This window comes from Mesorhizobium sp. B4-1-3, assembly GCF_006439355.1.
Classification (GTDB): Bacteria; Pseudomonadota; Alphaproteobacteria; order Rhizobiales; family Rhizobiaceae; genus Mesorhizobium.
Genome location: NZ_VFTG01000003.1, coordinates 1 through 14293, shown reverse-complemented (window position 1 = coordinate 14293; position 14293 = coordinate 1). Strand labels below are relative to the sequence as shown.

The window sequence follows — 14293 nt, the reverse complement described above, 5'->3', positions numbered from 1 at the left end:
CTCAGTCCTTCACGAACAGCTTGCGCGGCACGTTGGCCAGGCATTCGACGCCGGTGTCGGTAATGAGGATGGACTCGGTGATCTCCAGCCCCATGGTCTCCAGCCAGAGACCGGTCATGAAGTGGAAGGTCATGCCGGGCTTGAGCTCGGTACGGTCGCCGGGGCGCAGGCTCATGGTGCGCTCGCCCCAGTCCGGCGGATAGGACAGACCGATCGAGTAGCCGGTACGGTTGTCCTTGACGATGCCGTACTTCTTAAGCACCGCGAAGAAGGCGTTGGCGATGTCCTCGCAGGCATTCCCGGGCTTGGCGGCGGCCAGTCCCGCCTCCATGCCTTCCAGCGTCGCTTTCTCGGCATCGAGGAAGGCTTGCGTCGGTTTGCCGAGGAACACGGTGCGCGACAGCGGGCAGTGGTAGCGATTGTAGCAGCCGGCGATCTCGAAGAACGTGCCTTCGTTCACCTTCATCGGCTTGTCGTCCCAGGTGAGATGCGGGGCAGAAGCATCGGCGCCTGACGGCAGCAGCGGCACGATCGCCGGATAGTCGCCGCCGATGCCGGCGACGCCGCGCGTGCCGGCATCGTAGATCTCGGCGACGAGATCGCACTTGCGCATGCCGACTTCTATTTTGTCGACGATGCGCTGGTGCATCGCCTCGACGATGCGGGCGGCGTTGCGCATGTACTCGATCTCGGTCGGGCTCTTCACCGCGCGCTGCCAGTTCACAAGCGCGGTGGCGTCGGCGAAGCGGGCATTGGGCAGATGTTTCTGCAGCGCCGCGAAGGCAGCGGCGGAGAACCAGTAATTGTCCATCTCGACCCCGATGGAGAGCTTATCCCAGCCGCGCTCGGCAAGCACGCTGGCGAGGTAATCCATGGGATGCCGCACGGTCGACTGCACATAGTGGTCGGCGTAGCCGACGATGTTGTCATGCGCGAGATAAGCGGTGCGCTTGGCGCCGTTGGCGTCCTGGCCGCGTCCATACCAGACCGGCTCGCCCGTGGGCGGCACGATGACCGCCTGATGCACGTAGAAGGACCAGCCGTCATAACCCGTCAGCCAGGCCATGTTGGAGGGGTCGCTGACGATCAGCAGATCGACCCCTTTGGCCTCCATTGCTTTCCGCGTCTTGGCGAGGCGATCGGCAAATTCGCTCCGCGAGAATTTCAAATTTGGCTGCATCGTTCTTGGTCCTCGTTTGTTGGGCCTTGCGGCCGGTACTAGCTCTCGAAAATCGTTCCGGCGTTCGCCGCCTGCGCGCGGTCACGGGCCAAAGTGGCGATCGCGGTGTCCTGCACGCCGGTGCCGGTGAGATCGGCGATGGTGATATCGCTCGCCGAGCGCCGGCCGGGCTTGCTGCCGGCGATGATCTCGCCGAGCTCCGTCACCTCGGCGTCGGCGGCAAAAACCGCGGCCTCGATGGCATGATGGAGCTCGCCGAGGCGCCGCGTCTGCTTGGCGCTGTCGGCGGCATAGAGGTCCGCCATGCGCAGGATCGCCGGCGCGATCTCGTTCTTGTGCTCGGCATCCGAGCCCATGGCGGTGATGTGCTGGCCGGCGGAAACGAAGCCGGGCTTGATCAGCGGCTCGGTCGACGGCGTGGTGGTGACGATGACGTCGGCGCCCGCTGCCGCGTTCGCCGCATCCGGCTCGGCACGCACCGCGATGTCCAGTCTCTCGCGCAACCTGGCGGCAGTTGCCTCGGCCTTGGCGGCGTCGCGGGCCCAGATGCGCGCTTCCTCGATCGGCCGCACGAGGCGTAGCGCTTCGAGCTGCAGCCCGGCCTGCACGCCGGCGCCGAAGATCGCCGCTACCTTGGAGTCTTCGCGCGACAGATGCTTGGCAGCGACCGCGCCGGCGGCGGCCGTGCGAATGTCGGTCAGATAGCCGTTGTCGAGCAGCAGCGCCTCGATCAGGCCCGTCTTCGCCGACAGCAGCACCATCATGCCGTTGACGCTGGGCAGGCCAAGCTTCGGATTATCGAAGAAGCCGGGGCTGATCTTGATCGCGAAACCGTCGATGCCGGGCACATAGGCGGTCTTCACGTCGACCTCGCCACGATGCTCGGGTATGTCGAGCCTCAAGATTGGCGGCATCGCCACTGGCAGCGTGGCCAAGGCGCGAAAGGCGTTTTCGACGCAGGCGACCGCTTCCAGATCGAGCGTCACGATCTTGCGTAGCTCCGCCTCGGTGAGGATGGTCATCCGGCTCATGCTGCACGCTCCGCGATTGCCTCGCCGCAGACGATGCGGCGGTGCAGGCCCATATCGATGTTGCGGCCGGAGAGGATGAGGACATTAGGGCCGCTCACTTCGACCTTGCCGGCCAGCAGCGCGCCGATGCAGACGGCGCCGGCGCCCTCGACGATCTCGCGCTCCTGTTCATAGGCATGGCGGATGCCGGCGGCGATCTCGTCTTCGGAAAGCAGGATGACATCGTCGAGCAGGCCGCGGCACATGGCGAAGGTCAGCCGGTTGTCGAGGCCGATGCCACCGCCGAGCGAGTCCGCCAATGTCGGCAGTTCCTCGACCTGCACCGGACGGCCGGCGTCGAGGCTTGCCTTCATCGCGGCACCGCGCGCCATCGAGATGCCGATGATTTTCGTATGCGGGCTGACGCTTTTGACCGCCCCAGCGACGCCAGCCGCCAGCCCACCGCCGGAGAGCGGCACCAGCACGGCTGTGGCATCCGGAACTTGCTCCATGATCTCCAGCCCGAGCGTGCCTTGCCCGGCGACGATATCGGGATGGTCGAAGGGCGGCAGCATGACCAGTCCTTCCTCCGCCACCAGCCTGTCGACTTCCTGCTGCGCGTCGTCCTGGCTGTTGCCGATGATGCGGACATCCGCGCCGAGGCGGCGGATCGCGTCGAGCTTGTTTTCCGGCACCAGCTTCGACATGCAGATCACCGCGCGAATGCCTTCGAGCTTAGCCGCATGCGCGAGCGCACGGCCGTGATTGCCGGTCGAGGCGGCGACAACGCCGCGCGACTTCTCCTGCGGGTTCAACGCTGCGATGGCATTGGAGGCGCCGCGCAGCTTGAAGGCGCCGGTGGTCTGGTGATGCTCAAGCTTCAGATGAACAGGATGGCCCGCGCGCTCCGACAGGCTTTGCGACGGCACGCAGGGTGTCCGCTCGACCTTGCCGGCAATGCGTTCGCGCGCGGCGCGAATATGCTGAAGCGTAACTAGCATTTCGTTCACTGCGCCAGCGGCTTCGTCCACAGCCGGCCGAACTCGGGTCGCGGCATGTCGTCGCCGCAAAGCCGCAGGCAGTTCCAGGCACTGGCTTGGTTGCTGGTGACGACCGGACGCCCGATCGCTTGCTCCATGCCAGGAACCGCGAGCGCGGCGCGCAGCGCGGTGCACGACACGAACAGCGCATCGGCCTGCGGATGCGTGACCTTGCGCGCCAGCTCGACGAGGGACGCCGGCGTGATGCGCGCCATCTCGCGGTCGTCCTCGAAACCGAGGCAGGAGAAGCTCTGGATGTCGAAGCCATGCGCCGCGAAATAGGTGGCCATCGGCCGGCTGGTCTCGACGGTGTAGGGGGTCAGGATGCTGATGCGCTTCACGCCGAATGCGTTCAGGCCGCGCACACCGGCCATCGGCGGCGTGACCACGGGGACATCGGGCTTGGCTGCATGGATCGCCTGCTCGATCTCGGCGTCGCCGATCACCACGGAGGCAGAGGTGCAGGAATAGCAGACCGCATCGAGCGTCTCGTCCGGCAGGATAAGCGCCGCGCCCGCCGAAAGCGACGGCTGCATCTTGCGCAAATTCTCCGGCGTCGTCGGATTGGCATAGGGGATGCGCGCGACATAGACGCCGATGCGCTCGCTCGCCACCATGCGGCGGAAGTCCACCTCGCTGGTGTGATCGGTCGCAAGCGCAATCAGACCGATGCGCTTTTCCAGCGGACGCGCATCCAGCTTAGGTCGCGCCGTTTCGAGGCGGATGTCGGGCAATGCTTTCATGACTTTCATCTTTCTATCCTGCCATAGCGATGCTCCAGCCAGCGCAACAGCACGACGGAGCAGAGGCTGATGACGAGGAAGAAGGCGCCGACCAGCGTCATCGGCTCGATGTAGCGGTAGTAGGTGTTGGCGACGCTCTTGGCCTGGTTCATCAGCTCGAGCACGGTGATCGCCGAAAGCAGCGGCGTCTCCTTGAACATGGCGATGAAATAATTGGCCAGGGCCGGGATCATCGGCGGGATCGCCTGCGGCAGGATGATGTGCGTCCAGGTGTGGCGGCCGTTGAGATTGCAGGCCTTGGCCGCTTCCCACTGGCCGCGCGGCACATTGTCGATGCCGGCGCGATAGACCTCGGCCGTGTAGGTGCCGTAGTGCAGGCCAAGCCCGATGACGCCCGCCACCAGCGGCGGCAGCAGGATGCCGATATCGGGCAGCACGTAGAAGATGAAATAGAGCTGCACCAGGAGCGGCGTGCCGCGGATGAACTCGGCGAACCAGCCGACGCTGCGCGCGACGATCCGGTTCTCCGAGCGCCGCGCCAGCGCGATCGCGAGCCCCACGATCGCCGCCAGAATGGAACCCAGGATGGTCGCCAGGATGGTGATCTTCACGCCCTGGATCAGGGTCGGCATGATCTCCCAGACGAAGTTCCAATCCCAGTCCATCAGACGCGCACTCCATCGAGACCGCGCGCCATGCGGCGCTCCAGCGTGCGAACGCCCCAGGAGATGATCAGCGCCAGCGCGAAATAGATGATGAGGACCGACAGGAACGGCATCAGCGTGCTGCCGGTCTGCGAGCGCACCACTTGCGCCTGGAAGGTCAGGTCGGCGAGCGAGATCAGCGAGACGACTGAGGTCGCCTTGAGCAGCTCGATCGCGTTGTTGCCGAAGGTCGGCAGCATGACCAGCAGCGCCTGCGGCAGGATCACATGGCGCATGCCTTGCCAGCGGGCGAGATTGAGCGCCGTGCAGGCCTCGTATTGCTCGCGGCCGACCGACAGGATGGCGCCGCGCACCACCTCCGCCGCATAGGCGCCGACATTCAGGCCCAGCGCCAGCACGCCGGCCTGCAAGGGCGTCAGCGACAGGCCGGCGAAAGGCAGCACGAAATAGGCCCAGAACAGCTGCACGAAGATCGAGGTGCCGCGGAAGAATTCGATATAGGCCGTGGCGATCGCACGCAGGATGAAGAAGCGCGACACGCGCCCCATGCCGGCCAGGAAGGCCATGATCAGCGCAAGCACCGACCCCATCAGCGTGAGCTCGATGGTGACAAGCGCTCCCTGCAATATCAGGCCGAGATAGCCGGACCACTGGGTCATGAAGATCGAAGTTTCCTTACGTTTGCCGCAATGCGAGGCGGCCGCGACAGCCCCTTCTCCCCGTTCTCGGGGAGAAGATGCCGGCAGGCAGATGAGGGGCAACGCTAACCTTGAAATGCTGGCGCCGCCCCTCATCCAGCCCTTCGGGCCACCTTCTCCCCGCAAGCGGGGAGAAGGCAAAGGAGCACTACTTCGCCGAGCAGAGCTTCTCGCGCGTCGTCGACATCGCGGCCGCGGCCGAGAAGCCGTAGGGCTCGATGATCTTGGCGAACTCGCCGGACTTCTTCATCTTGGCGAGCTCGACGTCATAGGCGTCGCGCAGCGCCTCATCGCCCTTCTTGAAGGCGGCGCCGTCGCAATAGACCGGCGCGCCCTGCACCGGCGCGATCACTTCGAGGTTCGGATCATTGGCCTTCTTGACCAGATCGTTGATCGACAGAACGGGGAGCGAATAGGCGTCGATGCGGCCGTCCTGCACCATCTTCAGGCCGCTCTGGCCGTCCGGCACGACGACGACGCGATCGCGCGGCACGCCGGCGTTGAGCGCCAGCTTCTCCTCGGTGCCGCCGCCCGGCGCGCCGATGGTCGCCGAGGTGTCCTTGGCGATGTCCGCATAGCTCTTGAAGCCCTTCGGATTGCCCTTCTTCACCAGCAGCGCCTCGGCGTCGCAAAGCACCGGCTCGGAATAGGCGACCGCCGCGCAGCGCTCCGGCTTCATGAACAGGCCGGCGGTCACGACGTCGAAGCGGCCAGCCTGCAGACCGGGGATCATAGCGCCATATTCGGAGATCGAAGCGACGATGTCGTTGACTCCGAGGCGCTTGAAGATCTCGCGCGCCACGTCGGGCGCCGCGCCTGACACCTTGCCATCGGCGGCAACCGCCGTATAGGGCGGCTCGTTGGCGATGGCGACGCGGGCGAAGCCCTGCTGCTTGAGCTGCTCGAGCTTTGCGTCGTCCGCCGAATGTGCACCGGAGGCGAGCAGCATCGTGCTGACCGCGAGGCCGGCGACGCCAGCCAGAATGCCAAGTTTCTTCATCGTTCCCAACTCCTTGTTCTCTTCTTGGTTTGCTCGGTTCGGTGCGGCCTTCCCGCCGCTGGTCTTCGGGGCGGCTTGGCCGCCCTTGGGCATTGCGGTCAGACGCGATGTCCGGCCGCGATGATCTTCTTCAGGAAGCTCTGCGTTCTTTCCTGCTTGGGATGGCGGAAAATCTCATCGGGCTTGCCTTCCTCGACGATCCGGCCGCGGTCGAAGAACAGCACGCGGTCGGCGAAGTCGTGGGCGAAGCCCATCTCGTGGGTGACCAGCAGCATCGTCATGTCGGTCTCGGCGGCGAGCTTGCGCATGACATTGAGCACCTCTTCGACCAGTTCCGGATCGAGCGCCGAGGTGACCTCGTCGAACAGCATGATCTTGGGCGACAGCGCCAGCGCCCGGGCGATCGCCACACGCTGCTTCTGGCCGCCGGAGAGCTGCGCCGGCATCGCCTTCGCCTTGTCCGCGAGGCCCACCATGTCGAGCAGTTCCATTGCCCGCTTCTCAGCGGCGGCGCGCGCGACGCCTTTGGTCAGCATCGGCGCCAGGGTCACATTGTCCATGACGCATTTGTGCGGGAAGAGATTGAAGAGCTGGAAGACCATGCCGATCTTTTGGCGCATTCTGGCCAGATGCCGTTCGTCGGCCGCCAACAGCTGGCCGTTGCGCTCCATGTGGTAGAGCTGCTCGCCGTCGACCTGGATGTGGCCGCCGTCGATCTTTTCCAGCGTCATCAGGATACGCAGGATCGTCGTCTTGCCGGAGCCGGACGGGCCGATCAGCGCCAACTTCTCGCCCGGCATCACCTGCATCGACAGGCCGTCCAGCACCTTGAAGGCGCCGAAGCTCTTCGAAATCGCATCGACCTTGATGATGGGCGCGGGCAATCCATTTCCCCGTTCTGGAGGAGCCTATGCCTTTAACGATGCGAAACGTGCCAAATCATGTCAATCGGTAAAATAATATCATGACAATATTTCCGGCGCGGCGCAATTTCAGGGCAATCTGCGCTCCACTTGTGCATCAGATGGCGAGCAGGAGATGCTCCGGATCGCCGAGCAGCAGCTTGGCGACAACGCTCAGGCCCGCCCGCAGTTCCCCCTCCGTGGTCGATCCGAGCGAGATGCGCACGGCCGGACACCAGGGCGTATCGGCGATGCGGAACGAGGTTCCTGGCGCGATCGCCACCCCGCGCAGGCGCGCCTGCGCGACAAAACTTTCTTCGGCCCGGTCGCCCGGCAACTCGAGCCACAGATGCAGCCCATCGCGGTGGTCGCGGTAATCGACGCCAGCCAGCATTTCGGCGGCAATTTCCTGGCGCCGCTTCAGCGCGCCGCGCTGCCAGTTGACCAGCTCCATCGCCGTGCCGTCATTCACCCATCGGGTGGCGATTTCTGCCACCATCGGCGTCGCCATCCAGTTCGAGACGAGGTGGCGGTTGGCGACGGCCGCGACATAGCGGTCCGGCACCGCCAGATAGCCGATGCGCAGGCCTGGCACGGTGATCTTGGTGAAGGAGGTGACGTAGAGCGTCCGCTCCGGCGCGAAGGCGGCAATCGCCGGCGGGCGGCCTTCAACCAGCGGCCCGAGCACGTCGTTCTCGATGATGGCGATATCGTGCTTGCGCGCCACCGCCGCGATTTGCTCGCGGCGGGCGGCGTCCATCAGCGTGGCCGTCGGGTTGATCACCGATGGCTGGACGAACACGGCGCGGATGTCCGACAGACGGCAAGCCTCGTCGAGCGCTTCGGGGATCAGCCCGTTGTCGTCGATCGGCAGGCCTTCGAGGTTGAAGCCGAGATAGCGCGCAAGCGGGATCAGCGTGTGGTGGCCGATCGCCTCGGTGGCGACCGTCGAGCCGGGCGGCGCCACGCTCATCAGCGCCACCGTCATGCCGGCGGTGGCGCCATTGGTCAGGCTGATATTCTGCGGCGACGCCTCCAGCCCGCAAAGCTTCAGCCATTCGACCGCGACCGCGCGGTGGCGCGGGAATACCATGTTCGGCCGAAACGACAGCGCCGAGCTCGACGGCAGGTTCTCGGCAAGCCAGCCCAGCGCCTGCTTCAGCTTTTCCAGATGCATCGGCTCGCAGACCGGCTTCAGGATCGAGAGGTCGATAACCTCGCCCAGCCGCTCCGGAAGGTAGGGCGGCTCGGGCTCGCGATGCTGCGTCTGCACGAAGCTGCCGCGGCCGACCTCGCCGGAGATCAGGCCGCGGCGGATCAATTCCTCATAGGCGCGGCTGACGGTCTGCACCGAAAGCTTCAGGTCGTCCGCCAGCCGGCGGTGCGTCGGCAGCCGCGTGCCGTTTGCCAGCCGCCCGTCATGGATGGCGCGCGCGAACTGGTCGGCCAGCGAGAGATAAGCCGGCCGGCGGATGAGAGCAGGATCAGGCTGCCATAATGTCATGACTTATTAGAGATCGAAATCAGTGCAATTGACAATCGAAATAATGCATCGTCATGGTGTCCGCAACGAAAGGCGAATCCCGCATGGCGGCAGCGAAGCTCGACCCGATCGACCTCAGGATTCTCGACGCCATCCAGCGCGATGGGCGCATCACCAAGCTGGCGCTGGCGGAGAAGGTCGGCCTGTCGCCGACGCCGTGCTGGATGCGGCTGCGCAAGCTTGAAAAAGCCGGCATCGTCTCCGGCTATCACGCCGCGATCGCCATGCGTGCCGTCGCGCCGGTGGCGACGGTGCTGATGGAGGTGACGCTCTCCAACCACCGCCAGGCGGATTTCGACCGCTTCGAGCGGGTGGTGCGCGATGTTCCGGAGATCGTCGCCTGCTGGTCGGTAGGCGGCGGCGTCGACTATGTGCTGAAGGTGATGGCGCGCGACATCGATGCCTATCAGCGGCTGGTCGACGGCTTGCTTGAGCGCGAGATCGGCATCGACCGCTACTTCACCTACATCGTCACCAAGACGGTCAAGGACGAGACGGTGCTGCCGGTGGCCGATCTGCTGCCGGAGCAACCCTGAGGTAGAGAGATTGTCTGCGGCAGTCGGCCAACAGAGACAATCTCTCTCTGTCAGCTTGCCGAAACAGCCTCTTTGTTTCGATCGCGCGACTAGTCTCTCCCTATCGCCTCGGCACCGGGAGACTCGACTGATGTCCGCGCATTTTGCCCGCACCAACCACCATGAAGCGCTCGACCGCCTCGCCGATCGCCGGCTATTGCGCGCGCTCGCCTATGTCGATGGCCACTGGACGGCAAGCGATGCGGCGGCAGGTTTTGAAGTCACCGATCCGGCGACCGGAGCCACCGTAGCCTTTGTGGCTGCGCTCGATGCGGAGCAGACGACGAAAGCAATTGACGCTGCATCCCGCGCCTTGCCGGCCTGGCGCTCAGCGCTGCCGCAGGAACGCTCGAGGATCCTGCGGAAATGGTTCGATCTGGTCATCGCCGCAAAGGACGACCTGGCGCTCCTGATGACGCTCGAGCAGGGCAAGCCGATGAAGGAATCGCTGGGCGAGATCGACTACGCTGCTTCCTTCGTCGAATGGTATGCCGAGGAAGCGAAACGCCTCAACGCCGAGAGCGTCACCAGCCATCTGCCGAATGCCGAGATGTCGGTGCGCCGCGAACCGCTCGGCGTGGTCGGCGTCGTAACACCATGGAATTTTCCGTCGGCCATGCTTACCCGCAAGGCCGCGGCCGCGCTTGCCGCCGGCTGCACGGTGGTGGCGCATCCGTCCTCGGAAACGCCGCTCTCGGCCTTGGCGCTGGCCGAGCTTGGCGAGCGAGCCGGGCTGCCGGCAGGCGTCTTCAACATCGTCACCGGCGATGCGCGCACCATCGTCGGCGCGATGTGCGCCGATGCTCGCGTGCGTGCCATGAGCTTCACCGGCTCGACCGAAATCGGCCGGCTGATCGCTGCGCAGAGCGCCCCGACGATGAAACGGCTGGTGATGGAGCTCGGCGGCCACGCGCCATTGATCGTCTTCGACGATGCCGACATCGATAAGGCGGTGACGATCGCGCTCGATGCCAAATTCGCCACCTCCGGCCAGGATTGCCTCGCCGCCAACCGCATCTATGTGCAGCGGCCGATCTATGATCGCTTCTGCGCCGCTTTCGCGCGCCGCATCGGTCAGCTCCGCACCGGCAGCGGCCTATCCGCAGACGCCGATATCGGGCCGCTGATGCATGAGCGTGCGGTCAAGAAAGTCGAGGAGCAAGTCGCCGATGCGCTCACCCGCGGCGCGCGCTGCCTGACCGGCGGCAAGCGCCATGCGGCCGGCCCGCTGTTCTACCAGCCGACGCTGCTCGTTGATGTGCCGGACGAAGCACTGATCATGCGCGAAGAGACATTCGGCCCGGTCGCCGCGGTGACGCCATTCGACGACGAGGCGGAAGTCGTCGCCCGCGCCAACGCCACGGAGTACGGCCTGGTCGCCTATGTCGTCACCGAGAACGGCGCCCGGCAGGCACGCATGGGCCGTGCCTTGGAATACGGCATGGTGGCGATCAACCGGGTCAAGATCACCGGCGCGCCGATCCCGTTCGGCGGCGTCAAGCAATCCGGGATCGGCCGCGAAGGCTCGCGCCACGGGCTCGAAGCTTTTACAGACCTCAAATACCTTTGCCTCGACGTAGCCTAAGCTACGCAGGCCTCATTCTCGTAGGAGACAAAAATGCTCGAACAATCCAATGAACTCTCGGCCTGGGATCGCGACCACTTCTTCCATCCCTCGACGCATATGGGCACGCACGCGCGCGGCGAGTCGCCGGCCCGCATCATGGCCGGCGGCGAAGGCGTCACCGTCTGGGACAACACCGGCAAGAAGAGCATCGATGCCTTTGCCGGCCTTTATTGCGTCAATGTCGGCTACGGCCGCCAAAAGATCGCCGATGCCATTGCCGAGCAGGCGAAGAATCTCGCCTATTATCACGCCTATGTCGGGCACGGCACCGAGGCCTCGATCACCTTGGCCAAGATGATCATCGACCGCGCGCCGAAAGGCATGTCGCGGGTTTATTTCGGCCTCTCCGGCTCCGATGCCAACGAGACCAACATCAAGCTGATCTGGTACTACAACAACGTCCTCGGACGGCCGGAGAAGAAGAAGATCATCTCGCGCTGGCGCGGCTATCACGGCTCGGGCGTGATGACCGGGTCGCTGACCGGGCTCGAATTGTTCCACAACGCCTTCGACCTGCCGCGCGCGCCGATCCTGCACACCGAGGCGCCCTATTATTTCCGCCGCGCCGACCGCTCGATGAGCGAGGAGCAGTTCTCGCAATATTGCGCCGACAAGCTGGAAGAGATGATCCTTGCCGAGGGCCCTGACACGGTCGCGGCCTTCATCGGCGAGCCGATCCTCGGTACTGGCGGCATCGTGCCGCCACCGGCCGGCTACTGGCAGAAGATCCAGGCTGTGCTCAACAAATATGACGTGCTGCTCGTCGCCGACGAGGTGGTGACCGGCTTTGGTCGTCTCGGCACCATGTTCGGCTCCGACCATTACGGCATCAAGCCGGACCTGATCACCATCGCCAAGGGTCTGACCTCGGCCTATGCGCCCCTATCGGGTGTCATCGTCTCCGACAAGGTCTGGCAGGTGCTGGTCAAGGGCTCCGACAAGCTTGGCTCGCTTGGCCATGGCTGGACCTATTCGGCGCACCCGATCTGCGTTGCCGCCGGTGTCGCCAATCTCGAGCTGATCGACGAGATGGACCTGGTGCGGAATGCCGGCGAGACCGGCGCTTACTTCCGCGCAGAGTTAGCCAAGGCCGTTGGCAGCCATAAGCACGTCGGCGAGGTGCGCGGCGACGGCATGTTGGCCGCGATCGAATTCGTCAAGGACCGCGACGATCGCGTCTTCTTCGATCCGGCGCTTAAAGTGGGGCCGCAGATCGCCACGGCGCTGGCCGCGAGCGGCGTCATCGGCCGCGCCATGCCGCAGGGCGACATTCTCGGCTTCGCGCCGCCGCTCTGCCTGACGCGCGAGGAGGCCGACACCGTGGTGTCGAAGACCGCCGACGCCGTGAACAGCGTCCTCGCCAATATCTGAGAAACGACATGAATGCCATGACCAGAACCGTTCCCGCCACCATGGCCGCCGTGCAGCTCACCGGCCATGGCGGCCTGGAGAAGCTCGTCTACCGCACCGATGTAAAAGTGCCGGCACCCGTTGCCGGCGAAGTGCTGGTCAAGGTCAGCGCCTGCGGCATGAACAACACCGATGTCTGGGTGCGGCAGGGCGCCTATGGTACCGAGGAAGACGCAGCCGCCGTCTCGACCTGGCGCCGCCAGGGCAACACGCTGACCTTTCCGCGCATCCAGGGCACGGACACGGTGGGCACCATCGTCGCCGTCGGAGACGGCGTGCCAGCGAACCGCATCGGTGAGCGCGTCATGGTAGACTTCTCGATCTACAACCGCGACGACGATTCGTTGGCCGACATCGACTATATGGGGCATGGCCGCGATGGCGGTTATGCCGAATACCAGGCGCTGCCGGCCGAGAACGCGCATGTCGTCGACACCGAGCTGAGCGATGTCGAGCTCGCCACCTTCTGCTGCGCCTACCTCACCGGCGAGCAGATGCTGGAACGTGCTGCGCTGAAGGCCGGCGAGCGTGTGCTGGTCACCGGCGCCTCCGGCGGCGTCGGTTCCGGCATCGTGCAACTGGCAAGGGCGCGCGGCGCCATTCCCTATGCCGTCGTCGGCAAGGGCAAGGAAAAGGCCGTGCTCGACATCGGCGCCGAGAAGGTGATCACACGCGGCGTGGCCGACCTGCTCGCCGCCGTCAACGAAGCGACCGGCGGCGAGCCCATCGACGTGGTCGCCGACCTCGTCGGTGGCGCCATCTTCAACGACCTTTTGCGCATCCTGCGCCCCGAGGGGCGCTACACCACGGCGGGCGCCATTGCGGGTCCGGTCGTGCAGCTCGATCTGCGCACCATGTATCTGAAGCAGCTCCAGCTCCACGGTTCCAGCCAGGGCACGCGGGCCGACTTCCGCCGCATCGTGCGTTACATCGAGGAAGGAAAGATCAAGCCGCTGGTCGGCGGCGTCTACAAACTGTCGGATTTCCACCGCGCCCAGACCGATTTCATGGGCAAGGACTTCGTTGGCAAGCTGGTGGTGGTCCCGGACGCGATGTGGAGCGGCGCCTGACCCGGGAAAGCGCGCCCGGCGCGGTCAGCCATTGATCGCGCCGCCATCGACCCGGTCGTAACCTTCAGCGGTGGACGCTTCCGTGAGGCTGATGAGCTCAGCCACGTCGACGACCTTCAACCGGCCCGCCACGCCGAGTGCATCGGTGGCGGCGGTGTACATGACCTTGTCCTTGGGGCAGGCGACGACAAAGATCCCGACGCACGGCAAACGCGGTCGCGCCTGCGACGGGGCAAAAGCTCGCATGACCGGGACATCGCCGTGATCAAGTCCCCCAGGACTTCAGACGCTCGAGCATAGGCTCCGTCAGCGGCGTGGATTTTCGCTCGGCAAGGTTGAAGAAGACCGTCTTGGCAGCGAGCTTCGCCGCGAGCCCGCCGCCATGGAGCCTGCGCATCTCGTAGTCCGTCTGGATGGATGTGCGCCCGACAGTGCGGACCGTGCCGTAGATTTCCACGATGACCCCGGAGGCCACCTCTCCGACGAAATCGATCTCATGCCGGACGTCCGCCCATCCCCTGTCGGCCCATTCGGGCGCCGTCGGCGCCCAGCCGGTCGCCTGTCCGAGCAGAATGTTGATGGCGTCGTCGAAGAAGGCGACGTAGAACCGCGTCGTCATGTGGCCCATCATGTCGCAATTCCAGGGCTGAACCACAGCTCTCGTCAGTAAGATCATTTTTGCTCCCGATAGCTCATCCGATGCGATCTACATCTAGACTAGACCAGCGGGGATTGGTTGTCTCGGTGGAGAGCCTAGGCTGAATCGACATTCAACGCATCCAGAGCAAAGCTGCGGCGAGTTGTAGGAAGCCGAGGAAGTGGACGGCTCG

General features: G+C 65.0%; 15 protein-coding genes. 4 read left to right on the top strand and 11 right to left on the bottom strand.

Annotated elements, in window-relative coordinates:
* Position 1: 1 nt before the first annotated feature.
* The 9 genes from doeA to FJW06_RS04860 all read right to left on the bottom strand — a co-directional run bounded on the left by doeA (position 2) and on the right by FJW06_RS04860 (position 8742).
* Positions 2-1180 (bottom strand): ectoine hydrolase DoeA, encoded by a 1179-nt coding sequence (doeA, locus tag FJW06_RS04900; RefSeq protein WP_140748870.1) that lies wholly within the window; start codon positions 1178-1180, stop codon positions 2-4.
* Between the two features lie 38 nt (positions 1181-1218).
* Positions 1219-2211 carry a cyclodeaminase gene (locus tag FJW06_RS04895; protein WP_140748867.1) on the bottom strand — a complete coding sequence of 331 codons (993 nt, stop codon included), beginning with the start codon at positions 2209-2211 and terminating at the stop codon, positions 1219-1221.
* Positions 2208-3191, bottom strand: a complete 984-nt coding sequence (gene eutB / locus FJW06_RS04890; RefSeq protein WP_140748864.1) for a hydroxyectoine utilization dehydratase EutB — start codon at positions 3189-3191, stop codon at positions 2208-2210. Before eutB ends, FJW06_RS04895 begins: the two co-directional genes overlap by 4 nt.
* 5 nt (positions 3192-3196) lie before the next feature.
* Positions 3197-3973 (bottom strand): ectoine utilization protein EutA, encoded by a 777-nt coding sequence (eutA, locus tag FJW06_RS04885; protein ID WP_140749788.1) that lies wholly within the window; start codon positions 3971-3973, stop codon positions 3197-3199.
* Between the two features lie 5 nt (positions 3974-3978).
* On the bottom strand, positions 3979-4638 hold the full coding sequence (ehuD, locus tag FJW06_RS04880) for an ectoine/hydroxyectoine ABC transporter permease subunit EhuD (protein ID WP_140748861.1): 660 nt from the start codon (positions 4636-4638) through the stop codon (positions 3979-3981).
* Entirely contained in the window at positions 4638-5297 is a 660-nt protein-coding gene (ehuC, locus tag FJW06_RS04875; RefSeq protein ID WP_140748858.1) for an ectoine/hydroxyectoine ABC transporter permease subunit EhuC, read from the bottom strand. Before ehuC ends, ehuD begins: the two co-directional genes overlap by 1 nt.
* Positions 5298-5484: 187 nt before the next feature.
* The gene (gene ehuB / locus FJW06_RS04870; RefSeq protein ID WP_246674546.1) at positions 5485-6285 is read right to left on the bottom strand and encodes an ectoine/hydroxyectoine ABC transporter substrate-binding protein EhuB; all 801 of its coding nucleotides are present in this window, start codon (positions 6283-6285) and stop codon (positions 5485-5487) included.
* A gap of 149 nt (positions 6286-6434) precedes the next feature.
* Positions 6435-7220 (bottom strand): ectoine/hydroxyectoine ABC transporter ATP-binding protein EhuA, encoded by a 786-nt coding sequence (gene ehuA / locus FJW06_RS04865; protein ID WP_140748852.1) that lies wholly within the window; start codon positions 7218-7220, stop codon positions 6435-6437.
* A gap of 136 nt (positions 7221-7356) precedes the next feature.
* On the bottom strand, positions 7357-8742 hold the full coding sequence (locus FJW06_RS04860) for a PLP-dependent aminotransferase family protein (protein WP_140748849.1): 1386 nt from the start codon (positions 8740-8742) through the stop codon (positions 7357-7359).
* A gap of 83 nt (positions 8743-8825) precedes the next feature.
* Between FJW06_RS04860 and FJW06_RS04855 the strand changes: the two genes are divergently transcribed.
* The 4 genes from FJW06_RS04855 (at position 8826) to FJW06_RS04840 (ending at position 13463) form a co-directional block, all read left to right on the top strand.
* Entirely contained in the window at positions 8826-9317 is a 492-nt protein-coding gene (locus FJW06_RS04855; RefSeq protein ID WP_140748846.1) for an Lrp/AsnC family transcriptional regulator, read from the top strand.
* A 130-nt stretch (positions 9318-9447) separates the two neighbouring features.
* Complete coding sequence (locus FJW06_RS04850) at positions 9448-10941, top strand: NAD-dependent succinate-semialdehyde dehydrogenase (protein WP_140748843.1); 1494 nt, start codon at positions 9448-9450, stop codon at positions 10939-10941.
* A 33-nt stretch (positions 10942-10974) separates the two neighbouring features.
* On the top strand, positions 10975-12354 hold the full coding sequence (locus FJW06_RS04845; protein WP_140748840.1) for an aspartate aminotransferase family protein: 1380 nt from the start codon (positions 10975-10977) through the stop codon (positions 12352-12354).
* Between the two features lie 8 nt (positions 12355-12362).
* Positions 12363-13463: an alcohol dehydrogenase family protein gene (locus tag FJW06_RS04840; protein ID WP_140748837.1), complete on the top strand. Its 1101-nt coding sequence runs from the start codon at positions 12363-12365 to the stop codon at positions 13461-13463.
* Positions 13464-13487: 24 nt separating this feature from the next.
* Here FJW06_RS04840 and FJW06_RS30035 read toward each other — a convergent pair whose 3' ends face one another.
* Positions 13488-13625 carry a hypothetical protein gene (locus FJW06_RS30035; RefSeq protein WP_181178148.1) on the bottom strand — a complete coding sequence of 46 codons (138 nt, stop codon included), beginning with the start codon at positions 13623-13625 and terminating at the stop codon, positions 13488-13490.
* Positions 13626-13728: 103 nt separating this feature from the next.
* Positions 13729-14139 (bottom strand): thioesterase family protein, encoded by a 411-nt coding sequence (locus FJW06_RS04835; protein ID WP_140748834.1) that lies wholly within the window; start codon positions 14137-14139, stop codon positions 13729-13731.
* Positions 14140-14293: the final 154 nt, after the last annotated feature.

Bases quoted from the DNA above. Each gene is read 5' to 3' on its own strand.
- doeA (WP_140748870.1), bottom strand. From the start codon at position 1,180: ATGCAGCCAAATTTGAAATTCTCGCGGAGCGAATTTGCCGATCGCCTC.
- FJW06_RS04895 (WP_140748867.1), bottom strand. From the start codon at position 2,211: ATGAGCCGGATGACCATCCTCACCGAGGCGGAGCTACGCAAGATCGTG.
- eutB (WP_140748864.1), bottom strand. From the start codon at position 3,191: ATGCTAGTTACGCTTCAGCATATTCGCGCCGCGCGCGAACGCATTGCC.
- eutA (WP_140749788.1), bottom strand. From the start codon at position 3,973: ATGAAAGCATTGCCCGACATCCGCCTCGAAACGGCGCGACCTAAGCTG.
- ehuD (WP_140748861.1), bottom strand. From the start codon at position 4,638: ATGGACTGGGATTGGAACTTCGTCTGGGAGATCATGCCGACCCTGATC.
- ehuC (WP_140748858.1), bottom strand. From the start codon at position 5,297: ATGACCCAGTGGTCCGGCTATCTCGGCCTGATATTGCAGGGAGCGCTT.
- ehuB (WP_246674546.1), bottom strand. From the start codon at position 6,285: ATGCTGCTCGCCTCCGGTGCACATTCGGCGGACGACGCAAAGCTCGAG.
- FJW06_RS04860 (WP_140748849.1), bottom strand. From the start codon at position 8,742: ATGACATTATGGCAGCCTGATCCTGCTCTCATCCGCCGGCCGGCTTAT.
- FJW06_RS04855 (WP_140748846.1), top strand. From the start codon at position 8,826: ATGGCGGCAGCGAAGCTCGACCCGATCGACCTCAGGATTCTCGACGCC.
- FJW06_RS04850 (WP_140748843.1), top strand. From the start codon at position 9,448: ATGTCCGCGCATTTTGCCCGCACCAACCACCATGAAGCGCTCGACCGC.
- FJW06_RS04845 (WP_140748840.1), top strand. From the start codon at position 10,975: ATGCTCGAACAATCCAATGAACTCTCGGCCTGGGATCGCGACCACTTC.
- FJW06_RS04840 (WP_140748837.1), top strand. From the start codon at position 12,363: ATGAATGCCATGACCAGAACCGTTCCCGCCACCATGGCCGCCGTGCAG.
- FJW06_RS30035 (WP_181178148.1), bottom strand. From the start codon at position 13,625: ATGTACACCGCCGCCACCGATGCACTCGGCGTGGCGGGCCGGTTGAAG.
- FJW06_RS04835 (WP_140748834.1), bottom strand. From the start codon at position 14,139: ATGATCTTACTGACGAGAGCTGTGGTTCAGCCCTGGAATTGCGACATG.